19 protein-coding genes and 1 tRNA gene are annotated in these 17,944 nt (G+C 67.5%); 3 read left to right on the top strand and 17 right to left on the bottom strand.

The window, feature by feature from the left end; genetic code table 11:
- The first annotated feature begins 28 nt into the window (after positions 1 to 28).
- From lpxC to BZG35_RS13555, 3 genes are all read left to right on the top strand, one after another.
- Positions 29 to 928: a UDP-3-O-acyl-N-acetylglucosamine deacetylase gene (gene lpxC / locus BZG35_RS13565; protein ID WP_150126040.1), complete on the top strand. Its 900-nt coding sequence runs from the start codon at positions 29 to 31 to the stop codon at positions 926 to 928.
- A gap of 64 nt (positions 929 to 992) precedes the next feature.
- Positions 993 to 2,435, top strand: coding sequence for a M28 family peptidase (locus tag BZG35_RS13560; protein ID WP_077356263.1), 1,443 nt, complete (start codon positions 993 to 995; stop codon positions 2,433 to 2,435).
- A 10-nt stretch (positions 2,436 to 2,445) separates the two neighbouring features.
- Positions 2,446 to 2,530, top strand: a tRNA-Leu gene (locus tag BZG35_RS13555).
- 204 nt (positions 2,531 to 2,734) lie between these two features.
- Here BZG35_RS13555 and BZG35_RS17715 read toward each other — a convergent pair.
- The 17 genes from BZG35_RS17715 to BZG35_RS13475 all read right to left on the bottom strand — a co-directional run bounded on the left by BZG35_RS17715 (position 2,735) and on the right by BZG35_RS13475 (position 17,910).
- Positions 2,735 to 3,073, bottom strand: a complete 339-nt coding sequence (locus BZG35_RS17715) for a hypothetical protein (RefSeq protein WP_150126039.1) — start codon at positions 3,071 to 3,073, stop codon at positions 2,735 to 2,737.
- Positions 3,074 to 3,258: 185 nt separating this feature from the next.
- Positions 3,259 to 3,750, bottom strand: coding sequence for a hypothetical protein (locus tag BZG35_RS13550; protein ID WP_077356261.1), 492 nt, complete (start codon positions 3,748 to 3,750; stop codon positions 3,259 to 3,261).
- Positions 3,747 to 4,361, bottom strand: coding sequence for a response regulator (locus tag BZG35_RS13545; RefSeq protein WP_253189177.1), 615 nt, complete (start codon positions 4,359 to 4,361; stop codon positions 3,747 to 3,749). Before BZG35_RS13545 ends, BZG35_RS13550 begins: the two co-directional genes overlap by 4 nt.
- Positions 4,358 to 4,717: a hypothetical protein gene (locus BZG35_RS13540; RefSeq protein WP_077356255.1), complete on the bottom strand. Its 360-nt coding sequence runs from the start codon at positions 4,715 to 4,717 to the stop codon at positions 4,358 to 4,360. The genes BZG35_RS13545 and BZG35_RS13540 overlap by 4 nt, the downstream gene beginning before the upstream one ends.
- 7 nt (positions 4,718 to 4,724) lie before the next feature.
- A complete protein-coding gene (locus BZG35_RS13535) occupies positions 4,725 to 5,273 on the bottom strand; it encodes a chemotaxis protein CheD (protein WP_077356253.1) in 549 nt (182 codons plus the stop codon).
- Complete coding sequence (locus BZG35_RS13530; RefSeq protein ID WP_077356251.1) at positions 5,273 to 5,662, bottom strand: response regulator; 390 nt, start codon at positions 5,660 to 5,662, stop codon at positions 5,273 to 5,275. The genes BZG35_RS13535 and BZG35_RS13530 overlap by 1 nt, the downstream gene beginning before the upstream one ends.
- A complete protein-coding gene (locus BZG35_RS13525; RefSeq protein ID WP_077356249.1) occupies positions 5,663 to 6,694 on the bottom strand; it encodes a chemotaxis response regulator protein-glutamate methylesterase in 1,032 nt (343 codons plus the stop codon).
- Positions 6,691 to 7,548, bottom strand: coding sequence for a protein-glutamate O-methyltransferase CheR (locus tag BZG35_RS13520; RefSeq protein WP_077356246.1), 858 nt, complete (start codon positions 7,546 to 7,548; stop codon positions 6,691 to 6,693). The genes BZG35_RS13525 and BZG35_RS13520 overlap by 4 nt, the downstream gene beginning before the upstream one ends.
- Positions 7,545 to 8,033: a chemotaxis protein CheW gene (locus BZG35_RS13515; protein WP_077356244.1), complete on the bottom strand. Its 489-nt coding sequence runs from the start codon at positions 8,031 to 8,033 to the stop codon at positions 7,545 to 7,547. Before BZG35_RS13515 ends, BZG35_RS13520 begins: the two co-directional genes overlap by 4 nt.
- A gap of 3 nt (positions 8,034 to 8,036) precedes the next feature.
- Positions 8,037 to 10,229, bottom strand: coding sequence for a chemotaxis protein CheA (locus tag BZG35_RS13510; protein WP_077356241.1), 2,193 nt, complete (start codon positions 10,227 to 10,229; stop codon positions 8,037 to 8,039).
- Positions 10,230 to 10,239: 10 nt separating this feature from the next.
- Positions 10,240 to 10,605, bottom strand: a complete 366-nt coding sequence (locus tag BZG35_RS13505) for a response regulator (protein WP_077356239.1) — start codon at positions 10,603 to 10,605, stop codon at positions 10,240 to 10,242.
- Positions 10,602 to 10,895 (bottom strand): STAS domain-containing protein, encoded by a 294-nt coding sequence (locus BZG35_RS13500; RefSeq protein ID WP_171981961.1) that lies wholly within the window; start codon positions 10,893 to 10,895, stop codon positions 10,602 to 10,604. Before BZG35_RS13500 ends, BZG35_RS13505 begins: the two co-directional genes overlap by 4 nt.
- Positions 10,895 to 13,201, bottom strand: coding sequence for a methyl-accepting chemotaxis protein (locus BZG35_RS13495; protein ID WP_077356233.1), 2,307 nt, complete (start codon positions 13,199 to 13,201; stop codon positions 10,895 to 10,897). Before BZG35_RS13495 ends, BZG35_RS13500 begins: the two co-directional genes overlap by 1 nt.
- 27 nt (positions 13,202 to 13,228) lie before the next feature.
- A complete protein-coding gene (locus tag BZG35_RS13490) occupies positions 13,229 to 13,900 on the bottom strand; it encodes a TorF family putative porin (RefSeq protein ID WP_171981960.1) in 672 nt (223 codons plus the stop codon).
- A gap of 371 nt (positions 13,901 to 14,271) precedes the next feature.
- Positions 14,272 to 14,883: a response regulator transcription factor gene (locus tag BZG35_RS13485; protein WP_077356229.1), complete on the bottom strand. Its 612-nt coding sequence runs from the start codon at positions 14,881 to 14,883 to the stop codon at positions 14,272 to 14,274.
- Positions 14,876 to 15,964, bottom strand: a complete 1,089-nt coding sequence (locus BZG35_RS13480) for a sensor histidine kinase (protein ID WP_253189176.1) — start codon at positions 15,962 to 15,964, stop codon at positions 14,876 to 14,878. Before BZG35_RS13480 ends, BZG35_RS13485 begins: the two co-directional genes overlap by 8 nt.
- A gap of 188 nt (positions 15,965 to 16,152) precedes the next feature.
- On the bottom strand, positions 16,153 to 17,910 hold the full coding sequence (locus tag BZG35_RS13475; RefSeq protein WP_171981959.1) for a response regulator: 1,758 nt from the start codon (positions 17,908 to 17,910) through the stop codon (positions 16,153 to 16,155).
- Positions 17,911 to 17,944 lie beyond the last annotated feature (34 nt).

Here is a 17,944-nt window from a genome sequence, read left to right as displayed (position 1 = left end):
GATGCGCGGGTCTCCCTCGAGGTCTTTCTTGCCCCCACGCCACGATCATCGCGAACGGACCCTGGTCGCCCCGGCGATCTGTGCCGGCGTGGGCGTGCACACGGGCCAGCGGGTGCGGCTGGCCATCCGTCCGGCCCCGACCGGGACGGGCATCGTCTTCGTGCGCACCGACGTCACCGACCGCGACAACCGAATTGTCGTCTCGGGCGAGGCCGTGGTCGATGCGCGGCTGAACACCATGATCGAGAACGCGGCGGGCGTGCGCCTGTCGACGATCGAGCACCTGATGGCCGCCTTCTGCGCCCTCGGCATCTCCAACGTCGTGGTCGAGGTCGACGGGCCCGAACTGCCGATCCTGGACGGGTCGGCCCTGCCGTTCGTCCGGCTGCTGGACCGGGCCGGCTTCCGGCGTCAGGAAGCCCCCGTCCGCTACATCGAGATCCTGGAGCCGATCCACGTCACCGAGGGCGACAAGCACGCCGCCCTGTACCCCTGCGACCGCTACGAGATGCGGTTCGAGATCGACTTCAGCTCGCCCGTCGTCGGCAATCAGGTGATCGATTTCGTGGTCGACGAACAGACCTTCCGCGACGAGATCATGTCCGCCCGCACCTTCGGCTTCGCCCATGAGGTCGAGGCCCTGCGCCAGGCGGGCCTGGCCCGGGGCGGCAGTCTGGACAACGCGGTCGTGATCGACGGCGACGACATCCTGAACCCCGGCGGCCTGCGGATGGAACGCGAATTCGTGCGCCATAAAGCGCTGGACGCCATCGGCGACCTGTATGTCCTGGGGGCCCCGCTGCTGGGCCGGTACGAAGGCTACAAGGCCGGTCACGCGGTCAACAACGCCCTGGTGCGCGCCCTGCTGGCCGCCCCCCACGCCTGGCGCGAAATCGTGCTGGAGCCGGAACTGGCCCGCGTCGGCTAGGGGTTCCGGGCTTCTCCCGGGCGGGCGCAGCCTCTAGGGTCGATTCCTTTCCTGGAGCCTGCCCATGTCGCTATCCGCCCGCGTCTCGACCCTCTGCGCCCTGTCCGCCCTCGCTTTGGGGCTGGCGCTGCCGGGCGGGGCCCAGGCCCAGGACGAGGCGGCGATCGTCGGGGCCGAGAAGGCGCGCGACGCGGCGCTGGCCGCCAATATCGCGCTCGACTACGTCACCCAGTTGACCACCCGGTTCGGCCCGCGTCCGGCGGGATCGGCCAGCGAGACGGCGGCGGCCGAATGGGCGGCCGGCTACATGCGCGACCACGGCTTCCGCAATGTCCGCATCCAGGAATTTCCGCTGGTCGGCTGGGAACGGGGACAGGAGAGCGCCGCCATCGTCGGGGCCAACCCCCAGCCCCTGGTCGCCGCCGCCCTCGGCCATTCGCCGGCCACGCCCGAAGGCGGGATCGAGGCCGAGGTGGTGCGCTTCGCCACGCTGGAGGCCTTCCAGGCGGTTCCGGACGGCTCGCTGGCGGGCAAGGTCGCCTATGTCGACGCCGGCCAGCTGGTGCCGATGCAGACGGGGGCGGGCTACAGCCCCCTGAGCCGCATCCGCAGCGTCGGCCCGGGCGTGGCGGGGCGGAAGGGGGCCGTTGCCTTCATCATGCGCTCGGCCGGATCGGACGAACACCGGATGCCCCACACCGGGACCACCCGTTATGTGGACGGCGTCGTGCCGGTGCCCGCCTTCGCGTTGAGCGCGCCCGACGCGGATCAGCTGAGCCGCCTGGTCGGCTACGGCGCGCCCGTGCGGGTGCGGCTGAGCTCGACCGCCCGGACCTATCAGACCACCTCGCGCAACGTGATCGGCGACCTGCCGGGTCGGACGCGGCCGGACGAGATCATCGTCCTGGGGTCGCATATGGACAGCTGGGACCTGGGCACGGGGGCCATCGACGATGGAGCCGGCGGTGCCATCACCCTGGCCGCGGCCCGGGTCATCGCCGACCAGGGTCGCACCGCGCGGACCCTTCGCGTGATCCTGTACGGGTCGGAGGAGGTCTCCCAGCCGGTCGAGACCGGGAACGGCGGCGGCGCCTATCTGCGCAGCCTGTCGCCGGAGGACCTGGCCAACCACGTCTTCACCGGCGAGAGCGATTTCGGGGCGGACCGCGTGCATACGCTGCAACTGCCGGTCGGAGTCCAGACGGGGGCCTTCGCCGATGCCGCCAACCGGGTGCTGTATCCGATCGGTGTGCTGCGATCGGCCCAGCCGGAGCGGGAGGGCGGGGTCGACATCGGGCCGATCGTCCAGGCCGGGGTGCCCGTGTTCGGGCTAAAGCAGGACGGCCTGCGTTATTTCGACCTGCATCACACGGCCGATGATACCCTGGACAAGATCGATCCGGAGCAGTTGACCCAGAACGTGGCCGCCTGGGCCGGTCTGGTGTCGCTGGTGGCGAACTCGGACGTCGATTTCCGGGCCATGGCGCCGGCGACCCCGGCTCCCTGACCCCGAGACTGCGAGCGTGGCGAAACTGGTAGACGCAAGGGACTTAAAATCCCTCGGCCTCGGTCATGCGGGTTCGATCCCCGCCGCTCGCACCACCCATTTTTTCAGAGGGTTAGATAGCTGAAACCGCCTGAAAACCCAGGCGCGGCGTCTTTGGTCATTGACGTCGATTTTTCACAGCCAATCCCCCTCTCTGGCTCACTTCCCCACAAGCTCCGAGCTTCGCATGAGCGCCGCAAGGTTCCGATTTGGTTCCTGTCCGCTACACCCCCGCCGACCTGCTACGTCGGTTTGCGGACCTAGGAACTGGTGGCCGCATCGGACGCTGAAACTTCTTCAATGGAGGAAAGTTTTATGAAGACGATCGCAATCACAACCATGACCGCCGTTGCGGTCTTGGCACTGGCCGCCTGTGGCAATGCAAACGAAGCAGCTCCGGCAGCGAACGAAAGCGGCGTCGATGCCGCCGCTTCGGCCCCGGCTGAGGGGAGTGCTATGGCACCTGCTGCTCCTGTGGCTTCGGCCCCTGCTGAAAGTGCTGGGTCCGCCAGCAGTACTTCCGACGGTACAATGTCGGGCGGATCGACCGGTGCAGCCGTCTCCGGCTCATCGTCCAGAAGCTCCGGCGCGATGTCCACCGGGCAGGTCAGTCAGGGCGGTATGAACAACAGCTCGACGAGTGCGGGTTCGACGCCTTCCACTGAGCAGGTGCCCGGAGGGGCAGTTGCCCCTGGAACGCCTGTGCCGCCCGATCGCGGATATGCGCAGGCTGGGCCCCGCTCCAACTAGGCCTACAAGTTGGGCTTCGTACTGGGCCGCTGCCTCAAGGTAGCGGCCCTCGCTCCACTTGACGGGCGTGGGCGCTGATCTTGGCGGCGCACTGATCGATGCCCGTGATCAGGGCCGCGAGGTCTTGGGGGGCGATCGCGCCGCGTCGGACCAGGCGCAGCAGATTGACGGCGGGAGTCAGCGCCCCCTCGAGCCAGGACGCCGTCGCCATGAGCGCGCCGACGAGCCGACCGACGGCGTAAAGGGTCTCGACCAACCCATCGATTTGGAAGGTCGCGCAGCAGGCCAGCATCTCGTTGACCAGGGCATGGATCATGCGAAGTTCGGTCATCGATGGGCGCCGGCCAGGGTCGACTGTCATGTCCGCGATCAGCTCGAGGCAGGTGTCGATCCGCTCCAGGCATTCCGCCGCTAGACCCTCGAGGTTTTCGTCCGCCCTGGCGATCGCATCCTCGATCAGAATGCCTCCGGCCTTGCGGTACTCCCGCTGCAGGGTTGTTTTGATCCTGCGGATGACGACGCTCATATCGACAACCTCTGCGGCTTGACCAGGCCGTCGAGCTCTTCCTGACTCATATTGGCCCCGCTCGGCTCGCCCAGGGTGCTGCCGCCGTCGCTCTTGCGCCGCCCTTTCGCGAGCTCGGTCGGGACCCCCTCGAATTTGAAGCGCCGGTCGGGTCCGGTGTAGGTGTCGCACTCGACGAACGGACGGTCCGAACCCGCGACCCATAGGATGCGCTGCATCAGGACGGCCGGGGACAGGGGTTTGGTGATCACGAAACTGGAGCCGCAGTCGCGGGCGTTGATCACATCGGGTTCGAGTGCGTGTCCGGTGATGACGAACACCGGCGCATGGCAGTTGGGTTCCATCTGCGACAGCCTTAGCCAGCGGACGAAGTCGTGGCCGCTTTCCTCGCCGAGTTGGGCGTCGCACAGCACCAGGTCGATCGTGTCCTTCTTCAGGATGGCCTTGGCTTCGGTGACATTGGGCGCCCGGAAAATGCGATCGACGCCGAAGCCGAGCAGGGTCTGGCTAAGTATATCGAGGCCCTGGGGGTTCGAATCCACGCACAGGGCCTTCATCGTCCGCAGGTTGATGCGAACGGGCGTCGAGGCTGCACCGGGCGCCGTGGTCACCACAGCTCGCATTCCCCCGTCGATGCGGGCGCCATGGGGCGGCCTCCGGCATGGAAACGCTGGCTCAGGCCGCTGAGCGTCGACGCCTCGGCCGCCATCCTGACGCGACCGATATCCAGGACGCCGCCGTTGGCGGCGGCGGCCTCGGACAGTCGCCCGCAGAGGACCGCCATCTGCTCGATGTGCTGGACCAGGGCGTCCAGCTGTTGCACCTCGACCAGGGCATCCAGAGAGTTCGGATGACTGGACAGCAACTGGCCCGCCAGATGCTGCAGGCCTTCGCCGGCGAGGGCCCAGCAGGCCAGCTCGTCCGACAGTCCCAGGAACAGGTTTTCGAGTGTGCGGTCCGTGATCATGATGCTCTCAATCGAACAGTTCGACGGCGCCGGTGTCGCGCACGGGTGCGGCCACGATCACGCGTTCGCGGGCGACGACGGCGGCGTCCTGCACCAGATGCTGGGCGGCGGCCCCCGTCGACGGGGTGAAGTGGATGCGACGGGCCAGGGTCCCGCCCAGGCTGTGACTGACGATCGGGATCCCGTCTTCCTGCAGGAAGCGACGGACGAACTCGGCGTTCTTGCCGCCGATGTCGTTGAAGCTGGCGATCATGCGGGCACCGCCGAAGACCTTGGCCTCCAGCCGGTCGCGCCGCGCGCCGATCGCCAGCAGGCCGTTGATCAACAGCTCCATCGCCTGGGCGCCGTAGCGCCTGTCGCCGGCCCCGCCGCCGGGGGCTTCGGGCAGCAGGAAATGGTTCATGCCCCCGATCCCCGTGACAGGGTCGCGGATACAGGCGGCCACGCAGGACCCCAGGATCGTCGAAAAGACGACCGACCGGTCGCCCGTCACCTGATGCGAGCCCTGGCCGACGTGAACGCGGCGTTCGGGAAGTTCGAGCCGATCTCCGTTCATCAGGTCAACGCTCCGTAGACCGCCTCGATCTTCTGACGCAGGGTCGTCACGGTGAAGGGCTTGACCAGGTAGTTGTTGACGCCGAACTGCTGGGCGCGCTGCACCAGGTCCGAATCCGCGCGCCCGGTCAGCATGATGAAGCCGGTGTTCTTCAGCGCCGGCGTCGCACGCACGGCGCGCAGGAAGTTGAGCCCGTCCAGCTTGGGCATGTTGTAGTCCGAGATGACCAGATGGCTCTTGTGGACGAGCAGGGCGCGCAGTCCGTCCTCGCCGTCGACGGCGTCCTCGACATCGACGATGCCGATCTCCTTCAGTCCGATGCGGACCAGCGAGCGGATGGTTTGCTGATCGTCGACGACGAGGACGCGCAGGCTGGCGGCGGCGGGCATCTAGCGAGCTCCAGGAGTTGTCGAGGCGGCGGTGAGCGTCGCGGCGGCGATACGGGGGAGGGCGAGCTGACGCTGGACGGCACCGATCTCGAAGGCGGCGCGCGGCATGCCGAACACCACGGAGGTGTCCTGGTCCTGACCGATGGTGGCCGCGCCGGCCTCGCGCATCGACAGCAGGCCGGCCGCGCCGTCCTTGCCCATTCCGGTCAGGATCACGCCGACGGCCTTGGCCCCGACGGCCGCCGCGACCGAGGCGAACAGGGCGTCGACCGAGGGCTTGTGGCCGCTGATCGGGCCGTCGTCGGCCAGGGCGCACCGCAGGACGCGGCCGCCGTTGACCCGAAGGTGCCGGTCGCCCGGGGCCAGATAGACATGGCCGACCCGCAGCTCGTCGTCGTCCTGCGCCACGGACACCGAGGGGGCGCTGAGGCGGTCCAGGCGGGCGGCCAGGCTGGCGGTGAAGGTCACCGGCATATGCTGGGTGATCACGGTCGGCGGGCAGTTGGCGGGGAAGGTCGAGATGATCTTGATCAGCGCCTCCACGCCGCCGGTCGAGGCACCAATGGCCACGACGGCGCCGGAAGGCCGATAATCGGAGGCCGGGGGCGCCGGCGGCGCGGCGGCGGCGGCCGGTTGCATGCGGGCCTGGGCCGCGGCCTTGACCTTGGCGGCCAGCTCGCGGAAGCCCTCGCCGCCGCCGACGACCGGCTTGCCGATGCAGTCGATCGCGCCCAGCGCCAGGGCCGCGACCGAAATGTCCGCGCCGCGTTGGGTCAGGGTGGAGACCATGACCACGGGAATGGGCCGAAGCCGCATCAGCCGTTCGAGGAACTCCAGCCCATTCATGTTGGGCATCTCGATATCGAGCGTCACGACGTCGGGATTCAGTTCCTTGATGGCGGTGCGGGCCTCGATCGGATCGGCGGCCTGGCCGATGACCTGAAGGTCGGGATCGGAGCGCAGCACGTCGATGATGAGGGCGCGCATGGTCGCGGAATCGTCGACCACGAGGACACGGATGGGACGGCTCATGCGGCACCTTTCAGACGGTAGATCGTCAGCCCGGCCGACGTCAGTTGCGGGATCAGCGATCGCTCGGAATGGCCGATGTACAGGCGGCCGTCCGGCGTCAGGCGCTCGGCGAAGCGGGTGAACAGGCGCGTCTGGGTCGGCTCGTCGAAATAGATGGCGACGTTGCGGCAGAAGATGGCGTCGAACTTGCCGCGCATCGGCCAGTCTTCCATCAGGTTCAGCGAGCCGAAGCTGAGCAACTCCGTCAGGGCGGGCGCGACCTGCCAGCCGCTTCCGGCCCGGTTCATGAATTTCGAGCGCAGCGGCGCGGCGATCGGCTCGACGTCGCCGTCGTTGTACAGGCCGCGCCGGGCGTGTTCGACGACCAGGGGGTCGATGTCGGTGGCCAGGATCCGGATGTCGTGTCGGGCGGCCTCGGGGAAGGCGTCCAGCAGGGTCATGGCCATCGAATAGGGTTCGTGACCCGCCGAACAGCCGGCCGACCACAGCCGCACGCGTCCGCCGGCCCTGGCCTTGGCGATCAGCGGGGGCAGCAGGTCCGACGTCATGTGCTCGAAATGATGCGGCTCGCGGAAGAAGCGCGTCACATTGGTGGTGAGGGCGCTGAGCATGGCGGCGTGCTCCGGATGATCCGGGTCCGAGCGCAGCAGGTCACAATAGGCGCGAAAGCTTTCCAGGCGCAGTTTCCGCACCCGTTTGGCGATGCGCGAATAGACGAGCGTCGCCTTGGCGTCGGCGAGGTGGATGCCCGACGCCGCGTACAGAAGATCCGCGATCGCGCGAAAGTCCGCCGTGGTGAACGGGAATTCTCCGTCGTTGGTGGACTCTTCCGGGCTCCGGTGCGCCGCCGTCATGCCGCCTCCTGCACGATTTCCTCGGGCAGCAGGCCGTCGAGCGAGATCAGGCTGATCATCTCGCCGTCGATGGCGATGATGCCTTTGACGAAGGCGCGGACCGTCTCGCACGAGATGTCGGGCGTGGGCTGGATCAGCTCCTCGCCGACCGTGAGGATATCGGAGACGGCCTCGACCAGCAGACCGACGGTCTTGAGCCCGATGCGGGCGACGATGATGACGTGACGCGCCGAGGGCGGGGTCACGGGCAGGCCGAGCCGGGCCCCCAGGTCGATGATCGGCAGCACCGTGCCGCGCAGGTTGATGACGCCGCGGACGTAGGAGGGCGACTGGGGCAGGGGCGTGGCCGGGGCCCAGCCGCGGATCTCGAGCACCGACTGGATGTCGACGCAGTATTCCTGCTCGCCCATGCGGAAGGCGACGAGTTCACGTTCGGTGTTCGAGGAGGTCAGGCTCGAGGAGACCAGGGTCGAGGTGGCGGACATCGTTCAGCTCGCTATGGCAAGTTGGAAGGAGGGCGGCGGCGCTGTGCGCTTCCGAAGGCTGATGAGCGCGTCGACGTCGAGGATCAGCGCCACCCGGCCATCGCCGAGGATGGTGGCGGCGGCGATGCCCTCGACCTGCTGATAATTCAGTTCCAGGCTCTTGATGACGACCTGGCGCTGGCCCTGGATGGCGTCGACGCGCAGGGCGGCGAGACCGCCCGTGCCGCTCTCGACGAGCAGGGTCACGCCCGGCCCCGTCAGGTCCGGACTGGTCCAGCCCATGGATTCGGACACGTCGATCAGCGGGACGTAGGCCCCCCGGACCGACAGGACATGGCCCTCGGGGCCGAGCGCCTGGATGTCGCCGGGCTTGGGCTGCAGCGACTCGACGATGGCGGTGATGGGCACCACCAGGGTCTGCTCGCCCACCGTCACCACCATGCCGTCCAGCACCGCCAGCGTCAGCGGCAGGCTCATGGTGAAGGTCGAGCCGTGGCCCGGCTTGGACACGATGGTGATACGGCCGCCCAGGGCCTGGATCGAGCGTTTGACCACATCCATGCCGACGCCGCGGCCGGACACATCCGAAATGGTGGCCGCGGTCGAGAAGCCGGGCGCGAAGATCAGGTTGTCGATCTCCTCGTCGCTCAGGGACGCATCGGCCTCGATCAGGCCGCGCTTGATGGCGATCTCGCGCACGCGTTCGCGGTTGATGCCCTTCCCGTCATCGGAGATCTCGATGACGATCCGGCCGGACCGGTGCATGGCGGCCAGCTTGACCACGCCCTCTTCGGGCTTGCCGACGGCGCGGCGCTCTTCGGGGGTCTCCAGACCATGGTCGATCGAGTTGCGCAGCATGTGCGTCAGGGGTTCGGCGAGGCGCTCGATCACGGTCTTGTCGACCTCGGTGCCTTCGCCTTCGGTGACCAGGCGGACGCGCTTGCCGGTCATGGCGGCGACCTCGCGGGCCAGCCGCGGCATGCGCTGGAACACCGACTTCACCGGCTGGGCGCGGATGGCCATGACGCTATCCTGGATCTCGCGGGTCAGCTGTTCCAGGTCGTCGAGGCCCAGGGCGATGTTGGACGACCGGGCGACGCCGGACTCCATCACGCGCTGCGCCAGCATGGCCTGGTTGATGACCAGCTCGCCGACCAGGTCGATCAGGCGGTCGACGCGGTCGAGGTCGACGCGGATGGTCGGGGCGGCGGCCTCGCTGGCCCGACCATCGGCCGACGGCGCGTCGGCGGCACCAGCCGCGGCAGCCGCAGCCGGGGCGGCCGCGGCGACGGCAGGGGGAGCCGCAGCGTCAATGGGGGCCAGCGCCGGCTCCGCCAGCAGGGCCGGTTCCGGCTCGTCCGGAGCGGTCGGAATCAGGGGTTCGAGATCCGGCAGCACGAAAGACAGGTCGGGCAGCTCGGCCTGCACGGGCTCGACGCTGAACAGGCAGTCGCCGTCGACGAATTCGAAGACATCGAGGATGCGCTCGCGGGCCACGTCGGGGGCCGTCAGGATCACGTTCCAGGTCAGATAGGCTCCGAGCGGATCCAGAGCATCGAGCAGCGGGACCTGATCGACGTCGCACGAGACCACGACCGGCCCGAGCCGGGTCAGTTCGCGCATCAGCGGCAGGGCGTCGTTGGCATTGCGGTACATCACGTCCTTGGGCGTGAAGCTGACCGACCAGTCCGGGACGCCGGCGGGCGCTTCGTCCGGACCGTCGTCGATCGAGATCATCATCGGACTGAAACCGAAGTCCGGTTCGTCGTTCGCAGCCGCGGCAATCGAGGGAACCGGCGCGTCGCCGGTGCCGGCCCCGGACGACAGGGCCTCCAGTTCGGCCACCAGACCGTCTTCTCCGCCCAGGGCCGTGTCATTGCCCTTGGCCACGCTGACATGGTCCGCCAGATGGTCGGCGGCGCGCAGAAGCACCTTGATGACATCGGGATCCGGCGCCAGCGCACCGCTGCGCACCATGTCCATGGTGGTTTCGAAGACGTGGGCGAACCGGACCAGCGGCTCCAGGCCAAAGGCCCCCGCTCCGCCCTTGACCGAGTGCACGGCCCGGAACACGGCGTTGACCGTCTCCAGGTCGCCGTCGCCGGTCTCCAGCGTCAGCAGGCCGGCTTCCAGGTCGCCGAGCAGCTCGTCGCATTCCTGAAAGAAGGTGGCCTTGATGGCTTCCATCGGATCCATGACGCGATCCTCAGGCCGCGACGCGACGGATGGCGTCGATCAGCTTGACCGGGTCGAATGGCTTGACGATCCAGCCCGTCGCGCCGGAGTCGCGCGCCCGCTGCTTCTTCACGCTGTCGCTCTCCGTGGTCAGGACCAGGATCGGCGTCGAGCGGTGACGCTCGGTCCGGCGCACGCCCTCGATGAAGCCGAAGCCGTCGAGGTTGGGCATGTTGATGTCGGTGATGATGACGTCGGGCTCGTTGCGGCCCAGGACCTCCAGCCCGTCCAGGCCGTCGACCGCCTGGACCACCTCGAACTCGTCACCGGCCAGGGCCAGTCTCAGCATGTCCCGCATGGTGCGAGAGTCGTCGACCGTCAGGATACACATGGTCATGCGGCTATTTCCTCTTGCTGATCCAGGACAGGGGCGCAGCCCAGCTGGTCGAAGGCCGTCTTCACGGCGGGGCTGGGGTCCAGCAGGCGCAGACGGAAGCCGTCCTCGCGCCAGGTGGCGAAGCTGGACAGCATCAGCTGCAGGGCCTGGGCCCCGAAACGGTCCACCTGAGAGGCTTCGAGATCCAGATCCGCCCCCCGACGCCGCAGGAGATCGGCGTGGGTCTCCGTCAGCGTCGAGGCGTCCATCCGGCCGGGCAGGGCCAGGACGTCAGTGGCGTCGAGCGTCATCAGAACTGCTCCCATTGGGGTTCGTTGCTGAGGGCCATGGCGGCGCTGGCGCCCCCGCCGGCGGCGCGGCGAGCCGGGGCCGGGGTCGGGGCGGGGCTGGACTGCCGGGCGAAGTCGGCGATCCGGGACTGGGCCTGACGCACCGGATTGGGCTTGGCCTTGGCCGACCGGGCCGGGGCCCGGCCGTCCTCGGAGACGTGGAACTTGCCGACCAGGACGGCCAGCTCCTCGGCTTCCTGGGACAGGTTGTGGCTGGCCGCGGTCGACTGCTCGACCATGGCCGCGTTCTGCTGGGTCGTCTGGTCCATCTGGTTGACGGCCGTGTTGACCTGACTCAGCGCCGTGGCCTGTTCATGGGCGGAGGCGGTGATCTCGGCCATCAGGCCGTTGATCTCGGACACCCGCTCGACGATGGCGGTCAGGGCCTGGCCCGTCTCGCCGACCAGGCCGACGCCGTCCTTCACGTGGCCACTGCTGGCCGCGATCAGTCCCTTGATCTCCTTGGCGGCCTCGGCCGAGCGCTGGGCCAGGGCCCGGACCTCGGAGGCGACGACCGCGAAGCCGCGACCGGCATCGCCCGCCCGGGCGGCCTCGACGCCGGCGTTCAGGGCCAGCAGATTGGTCTGGAAGGCGATCTCGTCGATCACGCCGATGATCTGGCTGATCTGGTCCGAGGACCGTTCGATCTCGCCCATGGCGGCGACGGCGCGGCCGACGACGACCCCGCTCTGTTCGGCGGCGGCCTTGGCCCCCACCACGACGCTGCCGGCGCGCTCCGCGCCTTCAGCGGTGCGTTTGACCGTGGCGGTGATCTCGTCCAGCGCCGCGGCCGTTTCCTCAAGCGTGGCGGCCTGCTGCTCGGTGCGGCGCGACAGGTCGTCGGCGGCCTGGCTGATCTCGCCGGCCCCGGACTGCATGGCCGAGGCGTTGGTGCCGATGACGGCCATCGCCTCTTCCAGCTTGTCCATCGCCGCGTTGAAGTCGACCTGCAGGCGAGCATAGTCGCCGGGGAAGGTCCGCGTGATGCGATGAGCCAGGTCGCCGGCGGCCAGGGCGCTGAGGCCGGCGGCGGTTTCGTTGACGACTTCGGCCTGTTCACGGGCCGCAGCGGCATCGGTCTCGGCGCGCTTTTCGCGCTCCAGCTCGAGGGCGGTCTGATCCGAGGCGAACTTGACGATTTTGTAAGGCTTCCCGTCGGCTCCCACGATGGGGTTGTAGCGCCCATCCAGGATCACCTTGGTGCCGCCTCGGGCATAGCGCGTGAAGCGGTCGGAGAAGCCTTCGCCGGCCGCCAGCCTGCGCCACATCTCCGCGTATTCGGGCGAGGCCGCATAGTCGCGGTCGCAGAACATCCGGTGATGATGTCCTTGGACCTCGGCCAGGGAGTACCCCATGACATTCAGGAAATTCTCGTTCGCTCTCAGGACGTTGCCGGTCAGATCGAACTCGACGATGCCCATGGCGCGATCCGCGCCGACCATCATGTTCTTCCCGTCGACAACGGCGGCGGAGGAGGCCTCAAGGGCGATGGCCTGGTCCTTGAAGGTCTGGACCGCGCCGCTCATGGCCCCGATCTCATCCTTGCGGTCGCGGTTGCCGATCTCGACCGAGAGATCTCCGGCCGCCAGGCGTTCCATGATCCGGGTGAGGACGACGATGGGTTTGCTGATGGAGCCCGTCATAAGCCAGGCGGCCAAACCCGCTGCCAGCACAGAAGCGAGCGCGCCCAATAGAATATAAAGGCTCGCCGCCTTCACCGAGTCGGCCAGATCGAGACTGGTGACGTCACGCCGCGTCAGGGCGCTGTCGGTCAAGGCACCGATGGCATCCTCGGCCGGTCCGATGGCCTTATCGGCCACGCCGTCGTTGCCAACCAAGACGGCGGCGGCGCTCGTTTCGCCGCCCGCGATGATGGCCTTTCCGGCGTCTTCGACCAGGGTGTGCCAGGCCGTGGCCGCGGTCTTGGCGGTCTCGATCTGGGCCAGGGCGGCCGGGTCGCCGGCATAGGCCGCGCCAGCTTCGGCCATCTCCTTCTCGAAGTTCACGCGGTGGCTGTCCAGCCGCTCCAGATAATAAGGATCGCCGGTGACGAGATAGCCGCGGAAGCTGTTCTCCTGGCGTGCAAGATAGAATTTGGCGTCGCGCAGGGCGGATACCCCGGCCTGCACGTTATCGAGCGACGATCGGGCGGACTCGATCTGCCGCAACTCGACCATGATGAAGGCGTCGATGCATGCGGTGACCACCACCAGGGTTCCGAAGGCGGCGGCGAGCTTGTGCCCGATTTTCCAGTTGGCGAAGTTCATGGTGCTGATCCTGATGCGCGGCGTGGGCTAGAAGCTGAAGGCGATGGAGGCGACGAGGCGGCCGTCGTAGCGGCTGCCGAATTCGTGGCCGTCGGTGTCGTACCAGCGCAGGTCGCCCGACACGGCGGGGCTGAACTTGTGCTTCACGCCGATGTTCCAGGCGTCGTAGTCATTGCCGTTGTCGATGCGGCGCAGGCCGTAGGCGACGCTGAGCTTGTCCTTGGGCGTCAGCTTCAGGGTGCCCTGCGCCTCGGTCCACCAGGCCTCTTCGCCCGCCCCGTAGGTGTCGGCCGAATAGTTGACGCGGACGCGGGCGGACAGATGATCGGTCAGGTCGCGCGAGACGTCGCCCTGGTATTCGAAATATCCGCTATCGACGCCATTGGTCTCGTTCAGCATCTCGCGATACATGACCTGGCCGTCCAGGCCCCAGTCACCGATCTCACGCGCGTAGCCGCCGGTCAGGACCAGCTCGGCGTTCGCGCCCTTGGACGATGCCGCCTCGGAATAGAAGGCGTTGGCATAGGCACCGTTGGCTTCCCAGCGGACCGCGCCGAACAGGGCCGCATCCTCGTCGCTCTTGCCCAGGCCCTTGCCCAGGTATTCGGTGGCGACGCCGACCTGTCCCGTGACGGGATCGGCCAAGGCCTCGACCGACATGGAAGAGGCGGCCGCCAGCAGAAGCAAACAGCCAGCCATTCCGAAGCGGGCCGGATCTTTGCAAGTAGAAACGATCATTTTTATTAACCCCGAGCTCGCGGTCTGCCAGAGTTCTTCTGGCGACTCCGCGTCTGACCCGAGGTTTAGTGGCTATTGGTCACCAGGATGTTGATATTGCTGGGCTTTATACTAAGCGCTAATGCCTAGAGCCTGTCAGCGAAAGGCCTGCCCGGCTAAGCTTCATAGGGGCTAATACCTAGGTTGAATGCGTCGGGACGCGCGAATGCGTTGCACGTTCGCATTGGCGCGATGACGGGCCTGGCGCGGCTCGCGTGTCCGCGTCGTCGAACGATCGTCTTCCCCGGTGCCTTGGCCATCGCCGCGTGCGAGCGGAGAGGCGGGAACGGCGCTCAGGCGGCCAGGCCGCGTCCGACCAGGGTCGCGATCGCCGCGACATTGGGGGCCTGCATCTTGCGCAGGATATTGCCCCGGAAGACGTCGACCGTTCGGGGACTGATGCCCATGACCAGGGCGGTCACCTTGCTGCTGGCACCGTTGACCAGATGCGACAGAACCTCCCGCTCGCGGGGCGACAGGGTCTGATAGCGGCGGCGGGCCTCGTCGAAATCGGGGCTGGTGGGATCGACCGGCTGGGTCACCAGGAAGGCGTCGGAAATGGCCTGCACCAGGGCCCCGGACGCGAACGGCTTCTCGAGGAAGTTGGCGGCGCCGGCCTTCATGGCCTGAACCGCCATAGGGATGTCTCCATGGCCGCTCATCACGATCAGGGGCCAGTCCTGGCGACCGCTCTGCCCCAGACGCTCAACCAGGGCCAGGCCGGACATTTCCGGCATGCGGACGTCGGTCACGACGCAGCCGAAGGGCAGGGTCTCCAGGGCGGCGAAGAACAGCATGGGGGAGGCGAACAGCGTGACCTCGAACTCCGCGACCGTCAGCATGGCCTCGATCGAGTCCAGCACGGCGGCGTCGTCATCGATGACGATGACATGACCCTTAGACATTCGTTCTCCCGTCGTTCAGCGTGAAAGCGAAGGCGGCACCGCCGAGAGCGCTTCTCGAATAGGCGATCGTGCCGTTGTGGGCTTCGACGATGGTTTTGCAGATCGAGAGCCCCAGCCCCATGCCGCCGGGCTTGCTGCTGGACAGGGGATCGAACAGGCCGGCGGCGACGGTCTCCGCCACCCCGGGTCCGTTGTCCTCGACCACGATGCGATAGCCGTCGGGGGTCGGGCCGCCCGAAACCACGACCTGGCGACGCTCGTGATGCGTCGGCGCATCCAGGGCGTTGCGGACCAGGTTGAAGATGATCTGCTGGATCTGGACCCGGTCGCAACAGGTCACGTCATCGGGTGGGATCCGCACCGTGATGGCGGCGTCGTGCTCGCGGGCGCTCATGTGCAGGATCGGCACGATCTCGTCGATCACCTCGGCCACGTGGACCTGGGTGTGGAATCCCGTGTCACGGGCCATCAGGGTGCGTAGGCGGCGAATGACGTCGCCCGCCCGCTCGGCCTGTCCTCCGGCCGACTCGATGAATTTCAGGACCTTGGCCCGATCGATCTCGGGGCGGTCGACCAGGGTCCTGGCGGCGTCGAGGAAATTCAGGATGGCCGAGAGGGGCTGATTCAGCTCATGCGCCACCATCGAGGCCATCTCGCCCAGCGAGTTCAGTCGCCAGTTGTAGATGATCTGCTGCCGCAGATCCTGAACGGCCGCCTCGGCGGCCACCACGCTCGTCACGTCCTGGATGAACAGGGTCAGGAAGTCTTCGCCCCTGGCCGAGAAGCGGGCCGCCTGGACGTCGACCAGCCCGGGCGGGCGATCGTTCCGATTGGCCTGCAGGTGAACGCGATCGCCCGCGCTGCGGCTGAGGGCATTGAAGGCCTCAAGCCCTGGCCCCGTTTCCAGCGCCGCGACGTCAAGGCCCGGCAGCAGGGTCGAGATCTGAACGCCCCCGGAAAGGGGCTGCCCGAAATAGGCATCGGCCGTACAGTTGGAACTTCGAACCGTTCCGGCGGCATCGACCGCGACAACCGCCATGGGCGCGTCGACCAGGATGCTCCTGGCGAACGATGCTTCCAACGTCTCGTCCTCCCCGACGACTGACCTTCACATATTCCACTCGGTCCGTTCCGTTTCTCAGGCTGAATGGCGGCATTCAGCATTCGTCGGACAAAGTTCGCGTAACACTACAACTACAAATATACGAATTCAAACCCCTAATCTAGAAGACGGAGAGGAGCTTGCGAGCGAAATGCAATCGCAACTTATCACAGATCAGGTTTGGAGTGATTGACCGTGAAGCTTTGCACGCTCTTGTTCAGCGCCGCATGCATCGTCTCGAAGAGATTCGTCCCCTCCACGGGTTTGGGCACGCACAGCGTCATCCCCGCCTCGGCGTAGACCTGCAGCTGATGCGCCATCACATTGGCCGTGACGGCGATGATGGGCGGAGCGATGCGGCCCGCGGCCGCCGCCTCGTCTCGGATCCTGCGCGCGGCGGCGACGCCGCCCAGCACGGGCATCTGGATGTCCATGAGAACGAGGTCCCAATCCTCCTTGCGGCAGGCCTCGACGGCCTCGAGCCCGTTCTCGACCATGGTCGGGGCCACGTCGATCTGTTCCAGCAGCAGAGCCAGAACCCTGCGGTTCACGGGATGATCCTCGGCGACCAGGACGCGCATGGATCCCGGAAGCTGGACAGGCCGGGGCAGGGAAGGCGGAAGCGCGACCAGCGGTTCAGCGATCGCCAGGGGCAGGGTCGCGGTCAGACACAGGCCGTGCGGAATCCTGTGGGTGGCCGCGATGGAGCCCGCCATCCGCTCGACCAGCTTGTTGGCGATGAACAGGCTCAGGCCCAGACTTTCGGTGCCCCCCGGGGTTTGAAGGTCCGGCGCGAACTGCCTGTCGAAGACCCTGGCCAGCAGAGCGTCAGGCATGCCCGGCCCGGAATCGCAGACCGAAAGCCGGACGCCCTCGACATCGCGCGAAGCGGACACCAGGATCCCGCCGACTTGGGTCAGCTGCATGGCGTTCGACACGAGATTGTGGACCACCTGACGGATCCGCACGGGGTCGCCGATGTAGGCGGAGGCCAGACCGGGGCAGAGGCTGACGTCGATATCCAGTCCCTTGTCGTGGGCGACCGCCCGGAACGGTTCGATCGAACGCTGGACGAGGTCGCGCAGGTTGAAGGCCGTGGCCTGCAAGCTCAGCTGGTCGGATTCGATCCGACCCAGGTCCAGAACCTCGTCGAGCAATTCCTGGAGCCCGTTGCCCGAGCTGATGAGCGTATCGAGGCGATCGCTCTGGCTCGCGGTCAGCGCATCGTTCGCGAGCGACTGGGCCATGCCCATCACGCCGTTCAGGGGCGTGCGGATCTCATGGCTGATCATGGTCAGGAAGTCGCTCTTGGCCTGGCTGGCGTGGTCCGCCGCCCGCCGGGCGATGTGCAGGGCGCACATATCCTCCGCCACCCTGTGCCAGGCCCTGTAGGCCGCGGCGCACAGCAGCAGACCGGCGACGGTGACGACGAAGATACTGTACGGCGGGAGCCCGGTCGCGAGCATGATGGGTGGGAAGGCCGCGAGGACGATCAACGGCGGCAAGGCGGCGGCCCCGGCCATGAACCGCGACGACCCGGTGATGACCACGGCGTGGATCAGGGCTCCGGAAATGATCATCATGCCGACGGTGATGCCCAGCAGTCCGCCGTAGACGGCGATGGGCACGGCGAACAGGGCGAAGGTCAATTTGTTGGACAGAAACAGGGCGAGGGCCAGGCGACCGTCCTTCTCGCTACGAACCGCACCGTCGGGAAAGAGCAGGATCTCGATCCCCTGCAGGAGCAGGAACGCGGCCAGCCAGACCACGGTCATCGGCACGCCGGCCAGTCCCCCGAACGCCAGGGCGGTGGCGAAGGCGAAAAGGAAACGGGACAGGCGCTGCCCGACCCTGAGGGTCATCGTCGCCCCGACCGCGACCGCCAGCGATTTCCGGTCGTTGGGGCACGCCTCCTGAATGGTCATTGTCGGCTCCCGAGAGCGCAGTTCTGCGCGACGG

The sequence above is a fragment of the Brevundimonas sp. LM2 genome (genome assembly GCF_002002865.1).
Taxonomy (GTDB): Bacteria; Pseudomonadota; Alphaproteobacteria; order Caulobacterales; family Caulobacteraceae; genus Brevundimonas.
The sequence above is the reverse complement of the archived record's forward strand: the minus strand, read 5'-3'. Positions and strand labels throughout refer to the sequence as shown.

Coding starts and splice junctions, on each gene's coding strand:
- BZG35_RS13560 (WP_077356263.1), top strand. CDS start 993: ATGTCGCTATCCGCCCGCGTCTCGACCCTCTGCGCCCTGTCCGCCCTC.
- BZG35_RS13550 (WP_077356261.1), bottom strand. CDS start 3,750: ATGAGCGTCGTCATCCGCAGGATCAAAACAACCCTGCAGCGGGAGTAC.
- BZG35_RS13540 (WP_077356255.1), bottom strand. CDS start 4,717: ATGATCACGGACCGCACACTCGAAAACCTGTTCCTGGGACTGTCGGAC.
- BZG35_RS13535 (WP_077356253.1), bottom strand. CDS start 5,273: ATGAACGGAGATCGGCTCGAACTTCCCGAACGCCGCGTTCACGTCGGC.
- BZG35_RS13530 (WP_077356251.1), bottom strand. CDS start 5,662: ATGCCCGCCGCCGCCAGCCTGCGCGTCCTCGTCGTCGACGATCAGCAA.
- BZG35_RS13525 (WP_077356249.1), bottom strand. CDS start 6,694: ATGAGCCGTCCCATCCGTGTCCTCGTGGTCGACGATTCCGCGACCATG.
- BZG35_RS13520 (WP_077356246.1), bottom strand. CDS start 7,548: ATGACGGCGGCGCACCGGAGCCCGGAAGAGTCCACCAACGACGGAGAA.
- BZG35_RS13515 (WP_077356244.1), bottom strand. CDS start 8,033: ATGTCCGCCACCTCGACCCTGGTCTCCTCGAGCCTGACCTCCTCGAAC.
- BZG35_RS13510 (WP_077356241.1), bottom strand. CDS start 10,229: ATGGATCCGATGGAAGCCATCAAGGCCACCTTCTTTCAGGAATGCGAC.
- BZG35_RS13505 (WP_077356239.1), bottom strand. CDS start 10,605: ATGACCATGTGTATCCTGACGGTCGACGACTCTCGCACCATGCGGGAC.
- BZG35_RS13500 (WP_171981961.1), bottom strand. CDS start 10,895: ATGACGCTCGACGCCACTGACGTCCTGGCCCTGCCCGGCCGGATGGAC.
- BZG35_RS13495 (WP_077356233.1), bottom strand. CDS start 13,201: ATGAACTTCGCCAACTGGAAAATCGGGCACAAGCTCGCCGCCGCCTTC.
- BZG35_RS13490 (WP_171981960.1), bottom strand. CDS start 13,900: ATGGCTGGCTGTTTGCTTCTGCTGGCGGCCGCCTCTTCCATGTCGGTC.
- BZG35_RS13485 (WP_077356229.1), bottom strand. CDS start 14,883: ATGTCTAAGGGTCATGTCATCGTCATCGATGACGACGCCGCCGTGCTG.
- BZG35_RS13475 (WP_171981959.1), bottom strand. CDS start 17,910: ATGACCATTCAGGAGGCGTGCCCCAACGACCGGAAATCGCTGGCGGTC.